Below are 23,535 nucleotides of genomic sequence, written 5' to 3'. Positions count from 1 at the left end.
GGAGGCAGCCAAGTCACTGCCTCAAATAGAATTACGCGTTTGCAGGCTCAAGCTCACCTTTGGCTTGTGCACGCTTATAAAGAATTAACGTTAATGCAGCAGGTACCAGCATTGCGACTAACATAGCCAAAGCAAAAATGCCCCAGAACTGCGGTTGGATAGACAAGATGCCCGGCAAACCGCCCACACCGATACCGTTCGCCATTACGCCCGCACTACCACAAATAGCAGCAGCACACGCACTACCGATCATCGCGCTCAGCATTGGGAACTTGTATTTCAAGTTGATGCCGTACATCGCCGGCTCGGTCACACCAAGGTAAGCAGAGATAGCCGCAGGTACTGAGATATCACGCTCGCCATGTTTTTTACTGATGATAATGATGCCGACGACCGCAGACGCTTGAGCAATATTTGAAAGCGCAATCAGAGGCCAAATTGGCGTGCCGCCTAGCTCTTGCATTAATTGAAGGTCAACCGCGTTGGTGGTGTGGTGAATACCAGTAATGACCAATGGCGCGTATAGGAAGCCGAAGATGGTTGAGCCAATCATTGCGAAGTCACCCGTCATGGCTGCTTTTGCTGCGAAAGCAACGCCGTCACCCAACATACGACCGAATGGACCAATGATAGAGTGCGCAAGAATCACAGACACAATGATTGAGACAAACGGCACGACCACTAGGTAAAGGTAAGACGGAATGATGCGTTTTAAGTTGGTTTCAATAAACGCCAGAGCCATACCAGCAAGCATTGCTGGAATCACTTGCGCCTGATAGCCCACTTTCTCGATGGCGAATAAGCCAAAGTCCCACACTTCAGGTACTTGCTTACCAATCAGGTAGGCGTTCATCAACTGCGGCGAAACCAATGTCACACCAAGCGTGATACCCAGAATCGGAGTACCGCCGAGCTTTTTCACTGTCGACCAACACACGCCAACCGGTAGGAAGAAGAAGATCGCCTCACCAATCAGCCATAAGAAAGAGTGTACCGTTGCCCAAAACTGGCTGATTTCCGTTAGCGTTTGACCATCAAACATCTTGATGTCGCCAATCACGTTACGGAAACCAAGGATCAGACCACCGGTGATGATCGCTGGTAGCAGTGGTACAAAGATTTCTGCAAGGTGGGAAATACCACGCTCAACGATATTCATGTTTTGACGAGCAGCGTTCTTCGCTTCGTCTTTGCTGGCTTCACTTTTACCCGTCAGTCCGATCAGCACCTTGTAAACTTCATCCACTTCAGTACCGATAACCACTTGGAACTGGCCTGCGTTGGTAAAACAGCCCTTCACCATCGGTAATGTTTCTAACTGTTTCGTATCTGCTTTGTCCGTATCATTTAGAACAAAACGCAAGCGAGTTAAACAGTGACTTACACTGGCAATATTGTCCGGCCCCCCGACCAGCTCAATAAGACGCTCCACGTCTTTACGCGCAATCTTACTCATAACTTTGTCCACCCTGTATTGGATACATTCGATTCATCATTTTGTTTTTATAAATGGGAACATTCCCATTTCTTAATTTTAATATTGCCATTCGAAGACAAAAAACAAAATGGGAACAGTCCCATTAATTGAGAATGATCACAGTATAATTTTAGAGCAGATCGTTTTAGTGTGGATTAACAAACGATAGGCTGTTGAGTAAAGTGAACCACTTCCTCATCGCCATTTAATTGATTGATCAGCATGTTAGCGGACTTCTCACCTGCAAGGGTATAACCTGGGTCGACACTAAATACTTTAGGGAAAAGGAAAGAGAGCAATTCATTACCACCAACACCTGTCACAACCACGTCTTCACGTGCTAACTCTTGAAGACGCTTAATCACGCCCAACGCGATGGTGTCACTGGCGCACACGATGGCCTGAGTATCAGATTGAAGGACTTTGTCTACCAACTGATAAGCACTTTCATGGCTCAACTTACCCGTTTGGAAACAAGGTGCAATTTGCTTGCGTTGACACCAAGCTTTATAAGCATTTAGACGAGCTAAGCCAGTGGTTTTGTCTTCAGGATCAACACCAATATAAGCAATGCGAGATAAAGATTGCTGCTCAAGGTGAGACAAAGCCATGTCTATCACACCTTGGTTATCGTAGTTGATCGAAGAAACCATTTGCGTGTCCATCGCGATCACGACGATACGATTCCCCCACTCCGCCAATGCTCGCTCATCACATCCAGTAAAACCAAACACGATCACCCCATCGACGTTGCGACGTTTAAGCACATCCAAATGCTCATTGGTTTTATCGCGATCGAATTGGCTTTCCATGATCACCGCATCATAACCAGCGGAATACAAAGCATTGAGCATGGTACCAACGGCGCGATTTTCTGATGGTGAATCTAAACGGGAGATGATAACCCCAATAACTTTTTGGCTGCCGCCACGCATTGATTGCGCAGATTTGGACGGCACATAACCAGATTCACGAATAATTTGCTCAACCTTCTCTCGCGTTTGGGGTTTCACTTTTGGATCGTTAGTAAGCACACGGCTTACTGTCGATTTGCCCACGCCTGCCAATTTTGCGATATCAAGAATGGTGAGTTTTTTGCTCATAAGTGTTCAGACTAAAAGAAGGAATCAAACAAAAGGGAAGCAGTGGCTTCCCTTATCTCAGTCAGTAATGAAGATTACTTGTTTAAGTACGCAGGCACATCTGCAATGCTATCTAATACTACCGTTGCAATGGCTTCGCCCTGTTCCGTTACTGGCTTACCAGTGCGAACCAAAATCTTAGTGCCAACGCCTGCCGCTTCTGCTGCCATCATGTCTTCAGCTTTATCGCCGATCATCACAGATTTCTCCATGTCGATCTTCAAGAAGTCACGCGCAGAAATGAACATGCCTGGTTTTGGCTTACGGCACGCACAATCTTGCTTGTACTCGCCAATGCCATGTTCTGGATGATGTGGACAGTAATAGATACCATCGAACTCAACACCATTATCAGCAAAGTTCCAATCCATCCATTGAGTCAGAGACAAGAAACGGTCTTCACTGAATTTACCGCGTGCGATGCCCGATTGATTCGTCACTAACACTAGAAGGTAGCCTTTATCTTTTAGCGCTTTCGTCGCTTCAAATACACCATCAATGTACTCAAAATCATGTTCGTCATGAACGTAGCCGTGGTCAACGTTTATCACGCCATCACGATCGATAAAAACAGCAGGTTTTGCCAAAACGTATTTCTCTATTAACTCGGTTTAATCAGATTATTACATACCTTATAAACTTCAACACTATCTAATTCATTCTAGGCCTCGACAAAACGGTTGATTTGTTGGGCAAGAATCGGTAAATCTGAGGGTGCCCCGCCGTCTACCTCCTGCTTGTTATCTATACATCTTCGTTTCAAAACAGAACATCCATACATTTAGACGTCTAGACGTAAAAATATCTATTGACTTCATTCTGCTTAACCCATAGCATCAACTGAAAATTGAGATAAAGCTCAACATTAAGTTCTGTCAAAGGCCGTTTTTGACAGCGAAGTTCCCCGTATCTTTGGGCAGGTTGAAACATGATAGAAATAAAAAACGTCAATAAAGTGTTCTACCAAGGCAGTAAGGAAATCCTTGCCCTGAAAGACATTAACCTACACATCGACAAAGGCACCATCTTTGGTGTTATCGGTTCATCAGGTGCTGGTAAAAGTACGCTGATCCGCTGTGTCAACATGCTAGAAGCACCGACTTCTGGTTCCATCATCGTTGATGGTGTAGATCTAACCAAACTCAGTAAAAAACAACTAGTCGAAACACGCCGTAACATTGGCATGATCTTCCAGCACTTTAACCTGCTTTCGTCTCGTACTGTGTTTGATAATGTGGCATTACCCCTAGAACTGGCAGGTAAAGACAAATCGCAAATCACAACAAAAGTAACTGAGTTGCTAAAGCTTGTAGGCTTAGCCGACAAACACGAGAGCTACCCATCTAACTTAAGTGGCGGACAAAAACAGCGTGTGGCAATTGCTCGTGCATTAGCATCCGATCCTAGCGTGCTGCTTTGTGATGAGGCCACTAGTGCGCTAGACCCGGCAACAACTCAATCTATCCTTGAGTTATTGAAAGAGATCAACCGCAAACTCAACATCACGATTTTACTTATCACTCACGAAATGGAAGTCGTAAAAAGTATCTGTCACGAAGTAGCAATCATCGGTGGTGGTGAGCTGGTGGAAAAAGGCACCGTTGGCGATATTTTTGCGCACCCTAAGACAGAGCTAGCGCACCAATTCATTCGCTCAACGCTGGATCTTTCCATTCCTGAAGATTACCAAGCTCGTCTGCAAGCAGAGCGTGTTGATGGCAGCTACCCGCTGGTTCGCTTAGAGTTTACTGGCGCAACCGTCGATGCACCGTTAATGTCGCAAATTTCTCGTAAATACAATATTGATGTGAGTATTTTGAGTTCCGACCTTGATTACGCTGGTGGCGTGAAATTCGGCATGATGGTCGCAGAGCTATTTGGTAACGAAGAAGATGACAACGCAGCTCTTGAATACCTGCGTAAGCACAACGTAAAAGTAGAGGTACTTGGTTATGTCCTTTAATACGATTTCTGAATGGCTGAGCTTAAACAGCAAACTACTTTTAGGTGCAACGTGGGAAACGCTTTACATGGTTGCGGTTGCCGGATTAGTCGGCTTTGCTGTGGGTATTCCATTAGGCGTAATCCTCCATATTACTAAGAAAGGCGGCCTACTTGAAAACACCAAACTAAATAGCGGCTTAGGCGCTATCGTTAACATTGGTCGTTCTGTGCCATTCCTCGTACTGATGGTTGCGATTATTCCAGTGACAAAAATGCTAGTTGGAACCTTTATCGGTACAACCGCAGCAATCGTCCCACTGACTATTGGCGCCATTCCTTTTGTCGCTCGTCTTATTGAAGGTGCTTTATTAGAAGTACCGACAGGCTTGGTGGAAGCAGCGCAGTCAATGGGGGCGACACCAACACAGATCATCACAAAAGTTCTACTACCTGAAGCAATGCCGACTATTGTTAACTCAGTAACGATTACCTTGGTCACTCTCGTTAGCTACTCAGCTATGGCGGGTACGGTAGGCGGCGGCGGCCTAGGTGACGTAGCCATTCGTTACGGTTTCCACCGCTACGATGTAACTATCATGGCCGTGACTGTCGTGATGTTGATTGTTCTAGTACAGATTATTCAGTCTATCGGTGACGCAGTGGTGCGCCGTGTAGACCACAGATAAGTATCAAAAATACAAATTATAAGGAGATAAAGATGAAATTTAGCCTTAAAGGTCTTTTGACTGTAGCAACGGCTGCCTCTGCTCTTGCTCTAGCGGGTTGCGGCGACAAAGAAGTAGACGTAAACAAAGTAAAAGTTGGCGTTATTGCTGGTGCTGAAGCACAAGTAGCCGAAGTTGCCGCTAAAGTAGCAAAAGAGAAATACAACCTAGACGTTGAGCTAGTAACATTTACCGATTACGTAACACCAAACGCCGCTCTGGATGATGGTTCAGTAGACGCGAATGCGTTCCAACACAAACCATACCTAGATCAACAAGTGAAAGACCGCGGCTACAAACTGGCTATCGCGGGTAACTCATTCGTTTACCCTATTGCTGGTTACTCAAAGCAAGTAAAATCAATTGATGAAATTCAAGATGGCGCACGCATCGCAGTACCAAACGACCCAACTAACCTAGGTCGCTCACTACTGCTTCTTGAGCAACAAGGTTTGATTACGCTACGTGATGGCGTTGGTCTACTCGCTACAGTACGTGACATCGTAGGCAACCCTAAAAATATCGAAATCATTGAACTAGAAGCCCCACAGCTTCCGCGTTCATTGGATGACGTAACGCTATCTATCATCAACACCACTTACGCAAGCTCTATCGACCTATCGCCAGAGCGTGACGGCGTGTTCGTTGAAGATAAAGACTCACCATACGTAAACCTAATTGTCGCTCGCGAAGAAAATGTTAATGCGCAAAACGTACAAAACTTCGTAAAAGCTTACCAAACGGAAGAAGTTTACGAAGCGGCAAAAGAGCTGTTCAAAGGCGGTGTTGTGAAAGGTTGGTAATCCCACTTTTCAAAACATGACTGAAAACAACGTTCTAAACACAAAAGGGCTGATGTGAAAACATCAGCCCTTTCTATTTGTCTATCTACCCATTTAAGTAGCTTCAATTCGCTACTTAAGATGGTCCCAAGAGATATTCGACACGATTCGGCAGTCATCACACTTAAAATGAAATATGTCATGTAGTGGCTCATCGAGTAGCCACTCTCCACCGCATTTTGGACACTTGCGCGCTTTCTCGCTCTCCAGCGACTGACCACCGACACGATACTGGTAATAGTACGTAGGGATCTTCGTGATGTATTCGATACGGCCACGTAAGTCCCAACCTCGGCGAAACAGCACACTATCCACATCGCAAATTTCGTGCAGCGCCGCATGTTCCGCTCGGCAGCCCCCTGCCATTTGGATTTCATCACACGCTTGCCACTCAGTCTGCCACTTAATGACGGCTTTATGGTCTCCATTAAGTGTTGGCTCATTACGATACAAAGGAATTGGCAACAGGGTTTCACCACTTCGCAAAGGCGAACACGTATGAACATAAGTCGTGTACAACACTTGCCAGCTAGGTGTCTCTTCTTCGGCTGCTTGTTCTGAATTCAAATCACGCCCCAGCATACGCATTTTCGGAGCAAGCAAAGACGCATCCGACAAACGGTTCATGCACACTTTGACGAAATCTGAGTGATAACGTGGATGCAAGCTGTCTTGTTCTGGGCAAACAACACGAACGAAAAATTCACCTTCTCCCATCACTATCGGAAATTCACGACCCAATACTTGGCCGTTGTAACGCAGAGCATCCATCAAGCCATTAATGGCTTTGTCTACCGCGCTGACGGTGGTGTTATCAAAACACTCAAACTGCAACTCAACAACATACATACTTAGACGGCAGCCTCTAACTTATTCAAGAACTCAACCAATGAATCTGCCAATACATCACGTTTAGAGGTGCCCAAACGCTCTAGAATCACATTGCCAGTGAGGTTACAAATAGAAATCACATCCATTTCCTCATCTGTCGCTGCGATAAATACTGTTGGTTTAAGTTTCAAGCGGCGCTGCGTCACCAAATGACCAAGAATATTTTCTTGTAGGCGCACGAAATCGTCATCGCTCCACACTTGCAGCAGCGTCAACGAATTACCTTGCCAAGTTGCCTCCATATCAGAGCAGTATTGAGAACCATAAAAGGCTTTAACATCATCTTGCAGTGACAACTCAATCGCATTTTCCACATTGGTGAAATCGGCCATTTCATCACGTGCGACCGCTTTCCAAAGCACCTTTCCATCACGCTTCTCTTCGACACAAGGAGAAACAAGCTCTGCAAGCTCTTCACTGCTTGGCAACTCATTGTGCTTAGCTTGCCAAGCTTGTTGGTAGCGCAGGCTGAACTCTTGTAGCGCCTGAGTAACGTTTTGGGTCATGAAGGTCTCCTCATTCCTTATTTATCAGATAGCCGTACTTGCCGGATGGCAATTGACCAGCGGATTCAGTAAAATTCTCGCCATTCTAATCGAAAACGACCACAAAGTATGAGCAAATATTCTGACGCTAAAGAGCTTGCTGGCTTAACACTAGGTAAAACGACCGAGTATGCGAACCAGTATGACCCAAGCTTGCTGCAACCAGTCCCTCGCAGCCTGAACCGAGATGACCTCCAGTTAGGCGATACTCTGCCTTTCATGGGGCACGACATTTGGACGCTGTACGAACTGTCTTGGTTAAATAGTAAAGGTTTACCACAAGTGGCCGTTGGCGAAGTATACATTCCAGCCACCAGCGCAAACTTGATTGAATCGAAGTCTTTCAAACTGTACTTAAACAGCTATAACCAAACCCGCTTTGCAAGCTGGGAAGAAGTGACTGAGCGTTTAACACAAGACCTTTCTGAATGCGCAGGTGAAAAGGTGCTGGTTGAGGTGAATCCAGTGACCCACTATACCAATCAACCTATCGTGACAATGGACGGTGAATGTGTAGATGACCAAGACATTGACATCACCAGTTACGATTTTGATGCCGATTTGCTTGAAGGTGCGGCAGGTAAAATACAAGTTGAAGAGGTGCTACATAGCCACCTATTGAAATCAAACTGTTTGATCACTAACCAACCCGACTGGGGCAGTGTAGAAATTCGCTACCAAGGCGCAAAAATAGATCGTGAGAAGCTGTTACGTTACTTAGTGTCTTTCCGCGAGCACAATGAGTTCCACGAACAGTGTGTAGAGCGTATTTTTACGGATCTAATGAAATACTGCCAACCAAGTAAACTGACCGTATTTGCCCGCTATACGCGCCGTGGAGGCTTGGATATCAACCCTTACCGCTCAACGGAACAAGATAAGCCAGCTCACAATCACCGTATGGCTCGTCAGTAAACGCATAGGCAACAGAAATAAGTTCGGCAATCTAAAGGGTTGCCGGACGTTTTTATTGTCCAAGCATGTTACTATATCAAATGGCTTCAACCCGCATTTAAACGGCTAATTGAGGCTTTTCGCCGTTATCGCCATATCTAAAAACAGTTCGAGGGAACGAAAGGATGTTTTGGGACAGTTCGCGTCTATTCAAGTTGATTGGCTTTCTTTGCTTGCTGTTTGTACAGCCACTTCATGCTACCATTTTATCGTCCGCGTTACTCAACGAAGCACAACAATTGGCGGAAATAGAGCCATCACAAGCAAAACAAGCGGCAACCAACTATTTGTCACAGCGTGAACTAACAGAACGCAAAGAAAGTGACAGCCCTTCAGCCATGTCTCGCGACGAAACAGATCGTAGCGTTCGCACACCAAGCAGCACCATCGAAGCTCACAAGATTATCGCTCAGGCAGATTACGCCATGGGTAATGTTCGTTCGGCTATCGAGCACCTAAATAAAGCGGAACGCTTAGCGCAAGAATATCAATTGCCGTACATGGACTTAGATCTCCAGCTGATGCGCAACCAAATGATTTGGATGTACGACGAAAACTACTCAAAAGCGGAAGACACGCTTAACCAAATTGAACAACAGCTCGATGAAGCCGATGCCGTATTACAACGCACCGACAGTGTTCGCTACCGACTAGTGATGCAAAGAGCACTCCTCGCTTCACATAGTGGCGATATCATTAAAGCGGAAAACTTGTACTCTGAAGCAAAGACCATGCTTGACGATAGCCGCTCTGAGTTAGCCTTGATCGACTACTACACAGCCGTCGGCGAGTTTTACCTCAATAGCAAGAAATACAATTTGGCTTTGTCAGAACTGCTATACGGTTATTGGCAATCTATTGAAAGTAACAGTGGTGCAAGATTAGCAAAAGTGAATCGCCTTTTGGCTAGGCTCTTCCAGGAGCGACGAGTGTACGACAAAGCGATCGAATACTTATCTCAAGCCGCAGATTTTTATGACTCTTACCCTAGCTCTCCGATCCTAGCGGACGTCCTAGAGCAAATGGGCGACATCTACTTTTATCAGGGTAAGTTTAACCTTGCGTTAGTGCATTACTTCAACGTGCTTGACCATGAAAGTACCAGTAAGAACATCAATAGAATCATTAAAATTCGCTTAAGCTTGGCGGCTACCTACCTACAACTCTATAACTACGCGCTAGCAGAGCAGTACTTAGACCGCTCTAAAGAGCTTTTAGAATACACCAATATTCCTAAGCTTGAAGCAAAGGCTGCCCTGCTTCAGTCAGGTCTGGCTTATCATCAAAATGACAGTAAAGACGTCATTACTAATGCTAAGCTGGCGTTAGCGCTTGCTGAAAAGTCACCTGAAAATAACAACTTCATTAAGCAGCAGTCATACCGTTTACTTGGGTTGGGTTACGAGCAGGCAGGCGAATACAAACTTTCTCTGCAAGCTTATAAAAAATACACCAACCTCGTTCGTCTAGAACAAAAGCAGCTTAACCAAATCAGTGAGGATGCGTTCCGTCAGCAAAAAGAATTTGCCGAACAAACCATCCATTACATCGGTCAATCAGAACGCTTAGAGCAAGTGGAAAGAGAGCATCGTAAATTCCAGAAAATCTCATTTGCATTGTTTATTACTGTCTTGGTCATGTTTTTGTTCATTATGCGCCGTGGTGTCATTATGCAGCGCCAAGCAAGTGAAATCGAAAAACTGCGTAACGACCTCTTCACCCACTCTCGCTCTCGTTTACGTAACTTGCGTATGCTGAATGTTAAGCTTTCTCGCTCATTGAAAAAGTCGAGCGAAACTTTCGAGCAATGGCAAATGGGTGAATTGATCCACGAACCACTTAATGATCGCCTACGCTTTGTTATGATCGATTTGCCATTCTTACGAAGCATGTACGTCCATAACGGCTATAAGGCAGGTCTAGAACTAGAACGGGCATTTGGCGACTTCCTTGCGGAAAAAATAGAAAAACCGTCGCGTCTTTACCATTTCTCAGATGCGAACTTACTCTACATAGAACCGAACGCTGACCGTGATGCTTCTGCCGAAGTCATGTTCGAAAAATTCCAGACTTGGGTGGATGAGTTCGCACAGCAGCACAACGTCAATCGTATTATTCGTATGGGCATCAGTGATTATCCGTTCTTACCCCGAGCCTACACTGCAATTAACGATGAGGAATTACTTGATCTGTTGTTACTTGCGACTCACATCGCACGAGAAGTCAGCTTGAAGGATAAGCAAAGCCACTGGGTGTTCTTAAAAGCCATCGATAATGCGCCTGCTGCTAGCTTTGCAACAGGTAACATAAGAACTGCCTGTCAACATGCCATTAGCCAAGGCCTGATCAAGATCCATTCGTCCTACAAGAATGAGGACGACATCAAGAAAATATTAAAAAATGGATAATTAAACGCCTGTTGAACGTAATAACTAATGACGCTATAAAGTTTTTTGTTATTATCAGATAATTGTCAGTAGTACATGGACTTAACCGTAGTCACTTCATGGGAATCTTGGAATCCGATATTCAGTCGCAGCTGCATCAGCTGAGTTGTCAACTTGACCAACTCAGACTGACTCATCGTGATACTTCACTCAAATTCAAACGTGAACAACAAGTTCTTAAACGCGTTGTGGCATCATTGTCTTCAGCTTGCCAGGGTTCGAATACTCAGGTATCCAACTACCTATTTGAAATCCAACAAGAGCTGCAACATCAAAAAGATATCAGCACTCTTATCCCGCGTTTAGCGGTATTAGAGAGGATGCTCAAACAGCAGTCGAAGACGATGGATAAACAAAACGGTTACCTTGACGAACAAATCAAGCACAGTGGTGAAACACTGCAACGTGTCACGGGCTTACCTGCGCAGTTAAAACGTGAACTACGGAACCTGATGAGTTTCTCTGAAGTTCACGCCAGCAATAAAGCTGATCAAGCCACTAAGCTACTGAGTATTTACGAACGCGCTCTGAAAATCATCACGTCTAATTCACGTCTACATCTTAGTGAATTTGAAAACAATCCCGACAGATCTCAGCTTGAGTGCTTAGCCAGCGACCTCCAACATACTATTACAGAGCTGGATTTCGAGGGAGAATCAGGCGATAGATTGCTGGATATTCGCGCTAAGTTGCTCCTTGGCGTGAGTGCCGAGTCTCTCATTGAGCTTACGCTCTCAACGCTGAAATTGGTTGTCGAAGCAACAAAGTTCGAGCGCGAGGCGTCTAGCCAATTCCTTGATCAGCTGAACACTTCTCTCGCAAGTAACCTAAAAACCGTTCATCAGAACGTCGACCAGCATCATACCTACTTTGAACACCGCCAAGAGCTCAACATAGAAATGAACAGCTTGGTTGAATTAAGCCAAAAGTCACTTAATCAAGCTCAAGATATTGCGGTTGTGAAAAAAGAAATCACGCCTCTTCTCGAAAAAATGGCGTCGCTGACAGAGCGACTGAAAATGACGGAAGAGCGAGAGCAAGCGCTGCAAGAGCGGTTAAGTTACAGTAAGAACCAACTCGAAGCGGTATTTGAAACTACGCAAGATTATCGTCGACGCTTAGATGACCAAGCTCAGCGTATGTTGCTCGACCCGCTGACTAAAGTTTATAACCGCACTGCATTTAACGATCGACTAGAGCTAGAGTATCGCCGTTGGATTCGCTCTCAGCAAAACCTTCGTGTTGTGCTATTTGATGTAGACAACTTCAAAGCGGTGAATGATAGCTATGGTTATACGGCTGGCGATAAAGCGCTGAAGATCATCGCTCGTACTATTAACAAGCGCGTATCAGAAACGGAAACAGTAGCTCGCTTTGGTGGCGAGGAGTTTATTCTACTCGTCCCGGAACAATCTGAAGAATACACACTGGATCTGATTAAGCATATCCAGCGTGATATTAGCCAATTACCCTTTAAGTTCCGTGAGCAAAATATCATGATTACCTTAGCTGCTGTATCGACGTCTTTCAAAGAGTCCGATACGCCAGAGTATGTGCTCGATCGTCTTGGCAAGATGCTTGCGGACGCTAAAAAACGTGGAACAAACCAGCTTAACTGGAGCTAAGATTCGTACAAAAAGCGAGCAAACAAACCAAATTTGGTGCAATCTACGCTTTATAACCACCCATTTTCAACGAGTTATCACATTTCTTCCCTTTTAGTCTGCTAAGCTGTAAAAACCCAAGTCACTTCAAAATGATGTATTTATAAAAGGCAAATGTATCATCTTGAGGTTGCTTGGGAGTTGATAACCATAAAACCAAATCGGCCAACTACCTTTCATCAAACCATACGTATAACACCCAAAAGGTAAGTTGGTACTTTCCCTCAAATTAATGCAACACAAGGAGGCGTTATGATTACCCATATAAGCCCCGCTGGTAGCATGGACTTGCTATCTCAACTAGAAGTAGAGCGCTTAAAGAACACAGCCTCGAGTGAACTTTATCAGCTGTACCGTAATTGCACATTAGCGGTGTTGAACTCCGGTAGCCATACCGATAACTCGAAAGAACTGCTCGATAAATACCAATCGTTTGATGTCAACGTCGTGCGTCGTGAGCGTGGTATTAAGCTTGAACTGACTAATCCGCCAGAGCACGCTTTTGTTGACGGCGAAATAATTAAAGGTATCCAAGAGCATCTGTTCTCCGTATTGCGTGATATCGTTTACGTAAACATGCATTTGGCAGACGCCCAGCGGCTCAACCTTACTAACCCAATTCACATTACGAACCTCGTGTTCGGCATTCTTCGTAATGCAAGAGCATTAACTCCAGGTATCGCACCGAATCTTGTCGTATGTTGGGGTGGTCACTCTATCAATGGAGTGGAGTATCAGTACACACGTGAAGTGGGTAACGAACTGGGCCTGCGTGAACTTAACATCTGTACAGGTTGCGGCCCTGGCGCAATGGAAGGGCCGATGAAAGGTGCAGCGATTGGGCACGCAAAGCAACGTTATACTCAGCAACGTTATCTTGGTTTAACCGAGCCCTCGATTATTGCGGCCGAGCCACCAAACCCAATAGTAAATGAACTGGTCATCATGCCCGACATCGAAAAGCGCTTGGAAGCCTTCGTCCGTATGGCTCATGGTATCGTTATTTTCCCAGGTGGCCCGGGCACAGCGGAAGAGCTACTGTACATTCTTGGCATCATGATGCACCCGGATAACGCCGATCAGCCAATGCCTATCGTATTAACAGGACCAAAAGAGAGTGAAGAGTACTTCCGCTCTATTGATGAGTTCATTCGCGACACACTTGGTGAGGAAGGGCAAAAGCACTACGAGATCATCATTGACGACCCGGCAGAAGTCGCTCGTATTATGAAACGCTCCATGGACTCGGTACGCCTTCACCGAAAAGAGAAAGGCGATGCGTACAGCTTTAACTGGTCATTGAAAATTGAGCCAAACTTCCAACTGCCATTTGAACCTACTCATGAGTCGATGGAACAATTGGATTTAAGCCTAGATCAAGAACCGCAAGTTTTAGCGGCCAACTTGCGTCAAGCCTTCTCTGGCATAGTTGCAGGTAACGTAAAGGCTGAAGGTATTCGAGAAATAGAACGTAGAGGGCCTTTCACCATTCATGGCGACGCAGTCCTCATGAAAAAACTCGATAAGTTGCTAAAAGACTTTGTCGAACAGCACCGAATGAAATTACCTGGCGGTTCAGACTACGAACCGTGTTATCGAATCGCTCACCCGGAAATTGGTGGTCGATAGTCAGGCTAGCATTCGTTACACTAGGGGCATTACGCCCCTTTTTTATTGCTAAGTCATTATGTCTATTCATCTTGTTATCATTGATGCCCTAAACCTGATCCGCCGAGTGCACTCAGCACAACCAGATCCAACCGACATAGCAAGAACCATAAGCACAACGCAAAGAACCCTCACTCGCATTCTGTCAGAGGCCAACCCGACACACATCATCGCAGTTTTTGATCACCACGAACAAGACAGAGGTTGGCGCGCTGAAATTCTCCCTGACTATAAGCAAAACCGAAAACCAATGCCTCTGCCACTACTGCAAGGGTTAGATGCGATTCAACAAGCGTGGTGGGAGCAAGGTATTGATTCATTGCTGTCTGAAGGCGATGAAGCAGATGATTTGGTTGCTACACTCGCAACGAAAGTGGCCAGCCATGGTGAAAAAGTCACCATCGTTTCGACTGACAAAGGTTACTGCCAGCTACTTTCCCCTACCCTACAAATCCGTGATTATTTCCAACATCGTTGGTTAGATGAACCATTTATCGAAAAAGAGTTCGGCGTAAAACCAAGTCAACTAGCGGATTACTGGGGATTGACAGGGATAAGCTCTAGCCAGGTTCCGGGCGTACCTGGAATTGGCCCGAAAGCAGCGAAAGAGATTCTCACTCAGTTTGAGAGTATTGAAGCTGCCTACGCTAGTGAAGATCTCGTACCGAAATACCGTAAAAAATTGGATGAGCACATTGAGTCTGCTCGTTTATGTAAACGCGTCGCCGCTTTAAAGTGCGATATAGAACTAGGCTTTAACTTGCAAGATATTCGCTTTTTAGGACCAAACAAAGCGGAGTAGTGCCCGATGGTAGTTTCACACCATGAAACCCTCAGATATTAAAAAAGCGCCATTTGAAGGCGCTTTTTCTATTCTAATCACTATCCCCAAAAGACTCAGGGAATAAAGTTAGTAAGGTGAAATATTCGACAGACATTGGATATGAATCGTGATCTCTTCACGATCATGATACAAATGTTTAGCTTGTAGCTTGAACTTTACCTTATTATCAATGAGGAACTGCTTCAGATTTTCAAGGTCTTGCAGCACTTCGTCATAACGCCCTTTCATTGGCAGCTTAAGGTTAAAGATGGCCTCTTTTGCCCAACCTTTTAACAGCCACTGTCCCATCAGGTGAGCAACACGAGCTGGCTTTTCCACCATGTCACAAACAATCCATGTTACGTTCTTGCGGTCTGGTTCGAACTTAAAGCCATCCACCATATGGTGTTTGATCTGGCCAGTTTCCATCAAACTGTCTGCCATCATGCCGTTATCAACGCAGTGAACGAACATTGAGCGCTTCACTAATTGGTACGTCCAACCGCCTGGACATGCACCTAAATCCACACCCCACATACCTGGTGCCAAACGCTCATCCCACTCTTCACGTGGAATAAAGACATGAAATGCTTCTTCCAGTTTAAGTGTTGAACGACTTGGAGCGTCTGCTGGGAATTTAAGGCGAGGGATACCCATGAAGAACTGTGAGTTGTTGTCAGTGTAAGAGTAACCAACGTAACAGTGTCCAGGCTCAACAAAGCAAATGTGCAGTACTGGTTTTTTCGCGTTATCTTTGTTCAGCATTAAGCCTTTGCCGCGCAACGCTTGACGCATTGGGACGGTAAACTTACGGCAGAATTTCAGTAGCTCTTTCGCTTCATTTGTATCTGGCGTTTCAATTCTCAAATCACCACAACGAGGGAATGCTTCAATGTCTGCTAGTTCATTCAAAATTGGACTAATGCGGTCATCACTTGGCAACGATTGAAACTCAGCTGCTACCGCAAACATTTGTCGAGCAAAAATTAAAGACTTAAAGTCTAAACCTCTCGCAAGTTTGTCGGCATCTCCATCTTGGTAACACTCGAAGACAACATAACCTGAGTTTCTCTTCACACGAGGGAAGCCATACACTTCCAACTGTGTCGCTTTGTCCTGAATTTCACCAGCACACTCTTTCTCAAAGCCAGAACGGCAATAGAGCATTAGTTGTTTCACTTGGAGACCTCTTTGATATTGAACGCAGCAAAAAAGAACAGACACCAACCAATCATGAACAGCAACCCTCCTACAGGAGTAATTGGCCCAAACCACTTAATGCCCGTCAGCGCCAGCGCGTAAAGACTGCCGCTAAAACAAAAGATGCCGATAATAAAGCAAATCGCCGCAATGAAAAAATACTTTTGTGCTTTTTGTCCCAAATTGAGCAGAAGCAGAATGGCACAAAACACAATCGCCAACGTGTGAATAAATTGATACAGAACTCCGGTCTCAAATACACCGAGCAAATAAGGGGCCAGTGTCGCTTTTAGCCCATGAGCAGCAAATGCTCCAAGAGCGACCGAAAGCAGCCCAGACAAACCAGAAAATGAGAGTAACCACTTACTTTTCACTGTACACCTCTTGTATAAACGCCGCTAACTGCTCTATCGCGAGTGCAATGTTACCCACTTCAGTATGACCTGAGATCTTGCGCGGTTTGAAGCTGTGGTCACCATCAGGTAAAAAGCTCACCGTTACTTGTGACGAAAGGACGAAATCATCGAATTCCTCACGCTTACCAAAGGTGTCTCGTTCCCCTTGCAGAATCAGCGTAGGTTTCTCAATGGTTGCTAAGTGCTCGCCTTTGTATTTCTCTGGCTTTCCTGGCGGGTGAAATGGAAACCCTAAACAGGCAATGCCCGCCACCAGCTCATTTTCAGCCAACAAGCTCGACATACGACCGCCCATTGACTTACCACCAATAACCACGGGAGAAGAAGTAAAGTGAGCGATCACTTCGCTGTATGCTTCGAGCAACTTTGGCGCGCGATCGGGCGGACGCTTTTTGCCATCTTCCGAACGTTTCACCATGTAAGGGAAATTAAAACGCACTACACGAATACCTTGCTCCACTAATCCTTTGGCGACCGCTGTCATGAAGTCATGCTCCATCCCCGCACCTGCGCCGTGAGCAAAAATAAACAGCGGTCCGTTTTCAGGCCCCTCAGCTATCCAGTGATTCATCCAATACTTCCTCTTGTTCTTTTCTCGCGGTTGCTAACATCCAATCTCTAAACGTTGCGATTCGGCCCATATCTGCCTGCTGTTCATGACACACCACATAGAATGCATTCTTGGATATCAACACCTCGTCGAATGGTGCAATGAGTCGCCCGGCTTCCATTTCAGGTTTGGCGAGTACGTTGTTACCGAGCGCGACCCCCTGACCGTGCGCAGCAGCCTGTAGCACCATCGTTGAGTGACTAAAAATAGGACCGTGGTTTACGTTGATGCCTTCAATGTTGTAATGACGAGCAAACTGCTTCCAGTCTTTACGCGAAGTATCGTGTAACAAAGTATGTAATTTGAGGTCACTTAAAGATTCTAATGGTTTGTTACCCAAAAGTAATGAAGGTGAACAAAGTGGGATCAAAAACTCTTGGTACAATTTATCTGCTCGCAAACCTGGCCAGTTCCCACGGCCATAGTAGATCGCCACATCAACATCATCAGTCAGTGAGCCTTCATCCATATCTACGGCTTTAATACGAACATCGATATCGGGCTCTTGAGCATTAAAATCGGCCAAACGAGGTACAAGCCATTGGATAGCAAAACTCGGCGGTAGGCTAATCGTCAATGCCCCTTTTTCGCTACGTTCCAACACCTTATCTGTCGCTTCCGCAATCGAGGTGAAAATATCTTTGATATCGAGAAAGTAACTTTGGCCTTCTTCTGTTAACAACAAAGAACGATTACGTCGACGGAAGAGCTTCAATGATAAGAACTCTTCAAGCGCTTTAATCTGGTGACTGACCGCGGCTTGAGTAACAAATAACTCTTCTGCTGCTCGTGTAAAACTGAGATGACGAGCAGCCGCTTCGAAGACTCGAAGCGAATTTAATGGAGGCAATCTGCGGGACATATGGGACCTCTAATAGGATTAGTTTTTTTAATCTGAAACATTATAAAATGTCCGTTGTCGAACAGCCAGATAAATTCTATATTTCACCCCGCAACACGGGCCTGAACGGCTTGATTTCTTTGGAAATCAATTGGCTTCGTTGTTGCGATGTTGTGTTTGCAAACTCGTATTTCGAGTTAGGTAGATTTCTACCATAATGTTTTGTCCACACTCCCTGTGACAAAACATATACTTCCTGTATTTATTTTTGACCTGTCTGTCAAATTTGTTACACCGCCTAAATTAGGCGGTGTTTTTTTATCTATCAAAAATCTCATCCGCATATCTGGCAGCAATATCACTTTATTACTCTTCTTTCGGATTAATTATCGTCATATCACACAAAGTGTATGGTTTTGCGATAAGCCTCAACATTATGCTAAGTAATGGTTGTCTGTAACGCGATCAAAAACAAAAAAGGCGCAAATTGATGTCTCAATTTGCGCCTTTTAACATATTTTAACAGTCAGCTATGGACGGTAAACTTTTACGTTGCTGAAGCCTTGCTCTTGCAAGTAAAGCGCTTGCAGACGGCTCATCACACCGCGGTCACAGTAAAGTAGGTATGTCTTAGACTGGTCTAAGTCACCAAACTGTGTACCCAGCTTGTAGAAAGGGATATGTTTCACATCCACACCTTCGATTTCAAGTGGGTTATCGTCTTCCTCTTCAGGACTACGAATATCTAGCACAACCGCGTGCTCTTCTACCGCTTGAACTTGCTCTACTTCTGGTGCGGCTTGCTCAGACTCTTTCGCAATATCACGAATGTCCATCATGCGAGCTTCTTGAACCACTTGCTCAAGGATACTAAAGTCGAATTTCTCTTCTTCAGCTTCTAGCTTGCCTTTCACCGCTTTCACGGTTGGCTTCTTAGAGATAACACCACAGTATTCTGGCATTGTCTTCGCGAAATCTTCTGTGCCGATTTCACGTGCTAGATTGATGATGTCTTCTTTATCCCAGTTGATAAGTGGACGCAGAATCAGCGTGTCAGTTACGTTATCGATGTGGCGTAGATTGGTTAGCGTTTGGCTCGATACTTGACCTAGCGCTTCACCTGTTACCAATGCTTCGATCTTCATCTTCTGAGCGATCATGCCTGCTGCACGCATAAACATACGCTTCAAGATCACGCCCATTTGGCCGTCATCGACTTTCTCTAGGATTTCCGCAACCACAGGCTCGAAATCAACTGAGATAAAACGTACTTTTGCTGAAGAACCGTATTTGTTCCATAGGTAGTGAGAAACCTGCTTAACGCCGATTTCGTGTGCTGGACCACCTAAGTTAAAGAAGCAGTAATGTACTTTTGAACCACGCTTGATATGAAGATAGCTTGAAACACCAGAGTCGAAACCACCCGAGATCAGGCTTAACACGTCTTCTTGCGTACCCAGTGGGAAACCACCTAGGCCTTTATGACGAGACAATACTTGGTTTAGCTTGTCGTTCGAGACTTCTACCTTGATCGTCACGTCTGGGTTTCGTAGCTTAACACTAGCGCTTTCAATCGCTTGATTTAAACCACCGCCTACATAACGCTCTAGTTCAATAGAGGTAAAGTCATGCTTGCCACGACGCTTCGCACGTACAACAAAGGTTTTATTTTCGAGTGCAGCACGGTTGAGTTCTAGTACTTGCTCGAAGATATCGTGCAAGTCTTTAAATTCAGTTTGCTTCACTTCCAGTACGTGGTGAATGCCTGGTGTATGAGTCAAAACCTCAAGAACTTCAGCGTGGAATTCGTTACTCTCAGAGGTCACTTCAATGTGATCACGACGGTTAAATACCGCGACAGACTCCGTGCGGCTCTTAATGATGTTACGAATGTTGCACTCTAAAATCTTTGTGAAGCGCTTACGCACAGATTCACTTTTTACAAAAATTTCTGGATGGGGCTTTACAATAAATTTCATAGTCTAATTCGCAGGTTAGTTTCGCAATCAACAAAGAGTGACACTCAACTTCAATACTTCATACGCAGTAAAACCGCGTTTCAGTCACAAAAAGTAGTCTGAGCTCACTTTTAAGGCGCAAGATTATACACCCAAGCGGATTGGAAAAACAAAAAAAGCGAGCAATCTGCTCGCTTTCTTATCTCTTTACTGACTTAAAACTAAAGCCTAGTTATTGAATTACTGGCACTTCTTCACTGTAGAGAGGCTCGCCTTGCATAATGCTGATTTCAACCCGTCGGTTAAGCGCACGATTTTCATCAGAATCATTCGGTAACAAGGGCTCCGTATCCGCCATACCCCGCACTCTCAAACGTTGATGAGAGAAGCCTCTCACTTTCTCCATCTCTTGCGCGACTGATACTGCACGCTGAGAAGAGAGATCCCAGTTAGAACGATAAAGTTCCGAGTCTAACGGTCGATTGTCTGTATGGCCAGATACTCGAACAATGCCTGGCACGTCTTTTACTAGCTCTGCAATCTGACGAACTAAAGGACGAAACTTAGGCTGCAAGAAGGCCGAACCTTCTGGGAATGCACCTTTTTCACGCATACGTATAACAATCTGCTGACCGAGGTTTTCAACTTCAATGGCGCCTTGTTCAATCTCTCGTTCTAAGGCTTTCTTGATGCTTTCCATCAAGGTTTCCATCTCTTGCGACATCTCTTTAGATTGCTGTTGTTGCATGTCCGCTTCGGCAGACTCATTGTTTTGAGTTGACGTTTCTGGCGATTGCCCACCCGTTAACTTGCCTTCATCACGTTTTGTGCCACCAGCTCGATCAGACTCCCCTTCATGAAATTCGAGCGTCTGCTGAGTAATGTCCATGGTTTGCTGCATGATGACATCAATCGGAGTAGGTTCCGGCCTACCCGGTCGAAACTCTTGGGCAATAATGCTAGTGCCTTTGGGAATGTCTTTCACTTCAAGCTGATTTTGCACACCGAAGGCAAATTTCATTGATCCTGCAATTTGTTTGAACTTCAGTACATCCATCTCAGAAAACGAGAGCAGAAGAACAAAGAAACACATCAGCAGCGACATCAAATCTGCGAATGTCCCCATCCATAACGGGAGGCCAGGTGGCGGACAATCGCATTTGTTATCTTCATCATCCATCACGACTCTCCAAGTTACTCGTCAATCTCAAGGGCACGTTTACCTTCATTGAGGTAGTTCTTCAAGTAACTATCGATCACTCGCGGGTTTTGGCCATCTTGAATCGCTAATACGCCATCCATGATCAAACGGCGATTTAGCGTTTCTTGGTCACGGCGAAGAGAAAGCTTATCCGCAATAGGGAAAAACACCATATTGGACAGGATCGCGCCATACAATGTGGTCAAGAGTGCAACGGCCATTGCTGGTCCAATCGCTTTAGGGTCATCCATGTTTGAAAGCATCGCAACAAGACCAACCAAGGTGCCAATCATTCCCATCGCAGGAGCAACGTCGCCAAAGGCGCGAAATACACCAGTACCTTGCGTATGTCGTTCATCCGTAAGCGCGATGTCTTTTTTGAGTGCCGCTCTCACAACGTCGGCATCATGGCCATCAACCAGTAGATCAATGCCTTTCTGCATGAATGTGTTGTTTATTTCCATCTCTTCAAGAGCAAGAAAACCACCTTTACGTGCCGCGTCGGCCATTTCCACAATTTTTGCGATCAGGTCTTCGGGTTCATCCGCTTTAAACATAAAGGCTTTGCCAGCAATCTTTGTCGCACCAAAAAACTGTCCCATTGTGAACTTCATCAACACGACGAATATTGAGCCACCAACGACAATAAGGATCGACGTGACATCGACAAACATGCCGATGCTGCCACCAAGCACCATCGCCATAATGACGAATGCAAAACCACCAATCAAACCTAATAGGGTTGCTAAATCCACAAAGCACTCCTCACGCTATACTCAAATACTGCCATTGGGCGGATTATTACCTGTATCGACAACTCGCGCAGAATTTTTAGAAAAATCTTAGCTAATGGATCACAAATTACACTTAACAACCTCAACCAAAATATGGGGTTTCACCGCTTAGACTCGTTGAACGCTAATTTTGTGACAATTATATAAGGTTAAATTTGACCAAGTTACTAGGCTAAGGTAACTTTCGTGCATCTTACCCGAGGCTTGATTAAGGCAGAAAAAAGATGGCGGTCAAGAAACCAGAAAACATGACCTTTGAAGCAACCATTGAAGAGCTTGATAGCTTGGTTGATCAATTAGAAAATGGCGATCTTGCTCTAGATGATGCCCTGCGTAAGTTTGAACGAGGCATTGCCTTAGCTCGTGCAGGCCAAACTAAATTAAGCGACGCCGAACAGCGCGTTAGCATTCTTCTTAGTGAAGATGATGAAGCACCACTGAGTGACTTCAAACCAGATTCAGAATAACAATCAGTAGTGAGCAATGTGATGCAACAGACATTGACGTCTTTTCAACAAAGAAACAATCAGCAATTGAATTTGTGGCTCGATCAGCTTCCATATCAAGAGCAGCCATTGATTCAAGCAATGAAATACGGCCTTTTGCTAGGTGGGAAACGCGTTCGCCCTTTTCTTGTTTACATCACAGGTCAAATGCTCGGCTGTAAACCTGAAGACTTAGACACCCCCGCCGCTGCTATCGAATGTATACATGCCTACTCACTCATTCATGATGATCTGCCAGCCATGGACGATGATGAACTGCGTCGAGGTCAACCAACTTGTCATATTAAGTTTGATGAAGCAACCGCAATACTGACAGGTGATGCACTACAAACCCTTGCCTTCACTATTATTGCTGATGGTCAATTAAGCCCGGCGGCAGAAGCTCAACGCATCAACATGATCAAAGCCTTAGCGCATTCCTCTGGTGCCAGCGGCATGTGTGTAGGACAAGCCTTAGATTTAGGCGCGGAAAATCGCCAAGTTTCTCTTGAAGAAATGGAAGAGATACACCGTAAAAAAACCGGAGCTCTGATTGATTGTGCGGTAAAATTAGGTGCATTAGCTGCTGGTGAGAAAGGTATCGAGGTTCTACCTCACTTGGAGCGCTACTCAAAAGCAATTGGTTTGGCGTTTCAGGTTCAAGACGATATTCTTGATATCATCAGTGACACAGAAACACTGGGTAAGCCTCAAGGTTCCGACCAAGGTCTGAATAAGAGCACTTATCCTTCCCTGCTGGGTTTAGAGGGAGCCATAGAGAAAGCTCACACTCTGTTACAGGAAGCACTTCAAGCATTGGAAGCTATCCCATACAATACCCAGTTACTCGAAGAGTTCGCCCGATATGTCATCGAGCGCAAAAATTAACACTATAAGCGCGCATTTAT

Annotated in this window: 22 protein-coding genes; 10 read left to right on the top strand and 12 right to left on the bottom strand. The window is 45.2% G+C overall.

Features of this window, described 5'->3' with window-relative positions:
* Positions 1–31: 31 nt before the first annotated feature.
* The 3 genes from treB to gmhB all read right to left on the bottom strand — a co-directional run bounded on the left by treB (position 32) and on the right by gmhB (position 3,206).
* Entirely contained in the window at positions 32–1,456 is a 1,425-nt protein-coding gene (treB, locus tag R7Q09_RS16355; protein WP_005383602.1) for a PTS trehalose transporter subunit IIBC, read from the bottom strand.
* Positions 1,457–1,632: 176 nt separating this feature from the next.
* Positions 1,633–2,580, bottom strand: a complete 948-nt coding sequence (gene treR / locus R7Q09_RS16350; protein ID WP_213866976.1) for a trehalose operon repressor TreR — start codon at positions 2,578–2,580, stop codon at positions 1,633–1,635.
* Positions 2,581–2,654: 74 nt separating this feature from the next.
* Positions 2,655–3,206 carry a D-glycero-beta-D-manno-heptose 1,7-bisphosphate 7-phosphatase gene (gene gmhB, locus R7Q09_RS16345; protein WP_005383603.1) on the bottom strand — a complete coding sequence of 184 codons (552 nt, stop codon included), beginning with the start codon at positions 3,204–3,206 and terminating at the stop codon, positions 2,655–2,657.
* A 341-nt stretch (positions 3,207–3,547) separates the two neighbouring features.
* On the opposite strand from gmhB, the gene metN reads away from it, so the two are divergent.
* From metN to R7Q09_RS16330, 3 genes are read left to right on the top strand one after another with little or no spacing between them, the layout of a single operon-like run.
* Entirely contained in the window at positions 3,548–4,582 is a 1,035-nt protein-coding gene (gene metN, locus R7Q09_RS16340) for a methionine ABC transporter ATP-binding protein MetN (RefSeq protein ID WP_005381962.1), read from the top strand.
* The gene (locus R7Q09_RS16335; protein ID WP_005383604.1) at positions 4,572–5,249 is read left to right on the top strand and encodes a methionine ABC transporter permease; all 678 of its coding nucleotides are present in this window, start codon (positions 4,572–4,574) and stop codon (positions 5,247–5,249) included. Before metN ends, R7Q09_RS16335 begins: the two co-directional genes overlap by 11 nt.
* A gap of 32 nt (positions 5,250–5,281) precedes the next feature.
* Positions 5,282–6,091: a MetQ/NlpA family lipoprotein gene (locus R7Q09_RS16330; protein WP_005381966.1), complete on the top strand. Its 810-nt coding sequence runs from the start codon at positions 5,282–5,284 to the stop codon at positions 6,089–6,091.
* Positions 6,092–6,202: 111 nt separating this feature from the next.
* Here R7Q09_RS16330 and R7Q09_RS16325 read toward each other — a convergent pair whose 3' ends face one another.
* Together R7Q09_RS16325 and syd are read right to left on the bottom strand one after the other, a co-directional pair.
* Positions 6,203–6,979 (bottom strand): Zn-ribbon-containing protein, encoded by a 777-nt coding sequence (locus R7Q09_RS16325; RefSeq protein WP_258676536.1) that lies wholly within the window; start codon positions 6,977–6,979, stop codon positions 6,203–6,205.
* Between the two features lie 2 nt (positions 6,980–6,981).
* On the bottom strand, positions 6,982–7,527 hold the full coding sequence (gene syd, locus R7Q09_RS16320; protein ID WP_239932062.1) for a SecY-interacting protein: 546 nt from the start codon (positions 7,525–7,527) through the stop codon (positions 6,982–6,984).
* Positions 7,528–7,635: 108 nt separating this feature from the next.
* Between syd and queF the strand changes: the two genes are divergently transcribed.
* From queF to xni, 5 genes are all read left to right on the top strand, one after another.
* Positions 7,636–8,481, top strand: a complete 846-nt coding sequence (gene queF / locus R7Q09_RS16315) for an NADPH-dependent 7-cyano-7-deazaguanine reductase QueF (protein WP_053306524.1) — start codon at positions 7,636–7,638, stop codon at positions 8,479–8,481.
* Positions 8,482–8,645: 164 nt separating this feature from the next.
* Complete coding sequence (locus tag R7Q09_RS16310; RefSeq protein ID WP_017635678.1) at positions 8,646–10,928, top strand: tetratricopeptide repeat protein; 2,283 nt, start codon at positions 8,646–8,648, stop codon at positions 10,926–10,928.
* Between the two features lie 98 nt (positions 10,929–11,026).
* Entirely contained in the window at positions 11,027–12,592 is a 1,566-nt protein-coding gene (locus R7Q09_RS16305) for a sensor domain-containing diguanylate cyclase (RefSeq protein WP_206954884.1), read from the top strand.
* A 291-nt stretch (positions 12,593–12,883) separates the two neighbouring features.
* On the top strand, positions 12,884–14,260 hold the full coding sequence (gene ppnN, locus R7Q09_RS16300; RefSeq protein WP_005383611.1) for a nucleotide 5'-monophosphate nucleosidase PpnN: 1,377 nt from the start codon (positions 12,884–12,886) through the stop codon (positions 14,258–14,260).
* 58 nt (positions 14,261–14,318) lie between these two features.
* Positions 14,319–15,101: a flap endonuclease Xni gene (gene xni, locus R7Q09_RS16295; RefSeq protein ID WP_053350270.1), complete on the top strand. Its 783-nt coding sequence runs from the start codon at positions 14,319–14,321 to the stop codon at positions 15,099–15,101.
* Between the two features lie 108 nt (positions 15,102–15,209).
* Here the strand turns inward: xni and rlmM are convergent, their stop codons facing one another.
* The 7 genes from rlmM to pomA form a co-directional block, all read right to left on the bottom strand.
* The gene (gene rlmM / locus R7Q09_RS16290; protein ID WP_017820611.1) at positions 15,210–16,301 is read right to left on the bottom strand and encodes a 23S rRNA (cytidine(2498)-2'-O)-methyltransferase RlmM; all 1,092 of its coding nucleotides are present in this window, start codon (positions 16,299–16,301) and stop codon (positions 15,210–15,212) included.
* On the bottom strand, positions 16,298–16,696 hold the full coding sequence (locus R7Q09_RS16285; RefSeq protein ID WP_047010151.1) for a DUF423 domain-containing protein: 399 nt from the start codon (positions 16,694–16,696) through the stop codon (positions 16,298–16,300). The genes rlmM and R7Q09_RS16285 overlap by 4 nt, the downstream gene beginning before the upstream one ends.
* On the bottom strand, positions 16,686–17,309 hold the full coding sequence (locus R7Q09_RS16280) for an alpha/beta fold hydrolase (protein WP_085569905.1): 624 nt from the start codon (positions 17,307–17,309) through the stop codon (positions 16,686–16,688). Before R7Q09_RS16280 ends, R7Q09_RS16285 begins: the two co-directional genes overlap by 11 nt.
* Positions 17,290–18,210, bottom strand: coding sequence for a transcriptional regulator GcvA (locus tag R7Q09_RS16275; RefSeq protein WP_005383616.1), 921 nt, complete (start codon positions 18,208–18,210; stop codon positions 17,290–17,292). The genes R7Q09_RS16280 and R7Q09_RS16275 overlap by 20 nt, the downstream gene beginning before the upstream one ends.
* 509 nt (positions 18,211–18,719) lie before the next feature.
* Positions 18,720–20,168 (bottom strand): tRNA uracil 4-sulfurtransferase ThiI, encoded by a 1,449-nt coding sequence (gene thiI, locus R7Q09_RS16270; RefSeq protein ID WP_005383617.1) that lies wholly within the window; start codon positions 20,166–20,168, stop codon positions 18,720–18,722.
* A 211-nt stretch (positions 20,169–20,379) separates the two neighbouring features.
* On the bottom strand, positions 20,380–21,327 hold the full coding sequence (locus tag R7Q09_RS16265) for a flagellar motor protein MotB (protein ID WP_042521210.1): 948 nt from the start codon (positions 21,325–21,327) through the stop codon (positions 20,380–20,382).
* Positions 21,328–21,341: 14 nt separating this feature from the next.
* On the bottom strand, positions 21,342–22,103 hold the full coding sequence (gene pomA / locus R7Q09_RS16260) for a flagellar motor protein PomA (RefSeq protein WP_005381564.1): 762 nt from the start codon (positions 22,101–22,103) through the stop codon (positions 21,342–21,344).
* Between the two features lie 263 nt (positions 22,104–22,366).
* On the opposite strand from pomA, the gene xseB reads away from it, so the two are divergent.
* Together xseB and ispA are read left to right on the top strand one after the other, a co-directional pair.
* Positions 22,367–22,609 (top strand): exodeoxyribonuclease VII small subunit, encoded by a 243-nt coding sequence (xseB, locus tag R7Q09_RS16255; RefSeq protein ID WP_005381566.1) that lies wholly within the window; start codon positions 22,367–22,369, stop codon positions 22,607–22,609.
* A gap of 21 nt (positions 22,610–22,630) precedes the next feature.
* Positions 22,631–23,515, top strand: coding sequence for a (2E,6E)-farnesyl diphosphate synthase (gene ispA / locus R7Q09_RS16250; RefSeq protein ID WP_005383621.1), 885 nt, complete (start codon positions 22,631–22,633; stop codon positions 23,513–23,515).
* The last annotated feature ends 20 nt before the right edge of the window (positions 23,516–23,535 follow it).

Source organism: Vibrio sp. 2130-1, assembly GCF_033339515.1.
The sequence above is the reverse complement of the archived record's forward strand: the minus strand, read 5'-3'. Positions and strand labels throughout refer to the sequence as shown.

What these genes read in the sequence shown, in the direction of transcription:
- treB (WP_005383602.1), bottom strand. Translation starts at nt 1,456, where the DNA reads ATGAGTAAGATTGCGCGTAAAGACGTGGAGCGTCTTATTGAGCTGGTC.
- treR (WP_213866976.1), bottom strand. Translation starts at nt 2,580, where the DNA reads ATGAGCAAAAAACTCACCATTCTTGATATCGCAAAATTGGCAGGCGTG.
- metN (WP_005381962.1), top strand. Translation starts at nt 3,548, where the DNA reads ATGATAGAAATAAAAAACGTCAATAAAGTGTTCTACCAAGGCAGTAAG.
- R7Q09_RS16335 (WP_005383604.1), top strand. Translation starts at nt 4,572, where the DNA reads ATGTCCTTTAATACGATTTCTGAATGGCTGAGCTTAAACAGCAAACTA.
- R7Q09_RS16330 (WP_005381966.1), top strand. Translation starts at nt 5,282, where the DNA reads ATGAAATTTAGCCTTAAAGGTCTTTTGACTGTAGCAACGGCTGCCTCT.
- R7Q09_RS16325 (WP_258676536.1), bottom strand. Translation starts at nt 6,979, where the DNA reads ATGTATGTTGTTGAGTTGCAGTTTGAGTGTTTTGATAACACCACCGTC.
- syd (WP_239932062.1), bottom strand. Translation starts at nt 7,527, where the DNA reads ATGACCCAAAACGTTACTCAGGCGCTACAAGAGTTCAGCCTGCGCTAC.
- queF (WP_053306524.1), top strand. Translation starts at nt 7,636, where the DNA reads ATGAGCAAATATTCTGACGCTAAAGAGCTTGCTGGCTTAACACTAGGT.
- R7Q09_RS16310 (WP_017635678.1), top strand. Translation starts at nt 8,646, where the DNA reads ATGTTTTGGGACAGTTCGCGTCTATTCAAGTTGATTGGCTTTCTTTGC.
- R7Q09_RS16305 (WP_206954884.1), top strand. Translation starts at nt 11,027, where the DNA reads ATGGGAATCTTGGAATCCGATATTCAGTCGCAGCTGCATCAGCTGAGT.
- ppnN (WP_005383611.1), top strand. Translation starts at nt 12,884, where the DNA reads ATGATTACCCATATAAGCCCCGCTGGTAGCATGGACTTGCTATCTCAA.
- xni (WP_053350270.1), top strand. Translation starts at nt 14,319, where the DNA reads ATGTCTATTCATCTTGTTATCATTGATGCCCTAAACCTGATCCGCCGA.
- R7Q09_RS16280 (WP_085569905.1), bottom strand. Translation starts at nt 17,309, where the DNA reads ATGAATCACTGGATAGCTGAGGGGCCTGAAAACGGACCGCTGTTTATT.
- R7Q09_RS16275 (WP_005383616.1), bottom strand. Translation starts at nt 18,210, where the DNA reads ATGTCCCGCAGATTGCCTCCATTAAATTCGCTTCGAGTCTTCGAAGCG.
- thiI (WP_005383617.1), bottom strand. Translation starts at nt 20,168, where the DNA reads ATGAAATTTATTGTAAAGCCCCATCCAGAAATTTTTGTAAAAAGTGAA.
- R7Q09_RS16265 (WP_042521210.1), bottom strand. Translation starts at nt 21,327, where the DNA reads ATGGATGATGAAGATAACAAATGCGATTGTCCGCCACCTGGCCTCCCG.
- xseB (WP_005381566.1), top strand. Translation starts at nt 22,367, where the DNA reads ATGGCGGTCAAGAAACCAGAAAACATGACCTTTGAAGCAACCATTGAA.
- ispA (WP_005383621.1), top strand. Translation starts at nt 22,631, where the DNA reads ATGCAACAGACATTGACGTCTTTTCAACAAAGAAACAATCAGCAATTG.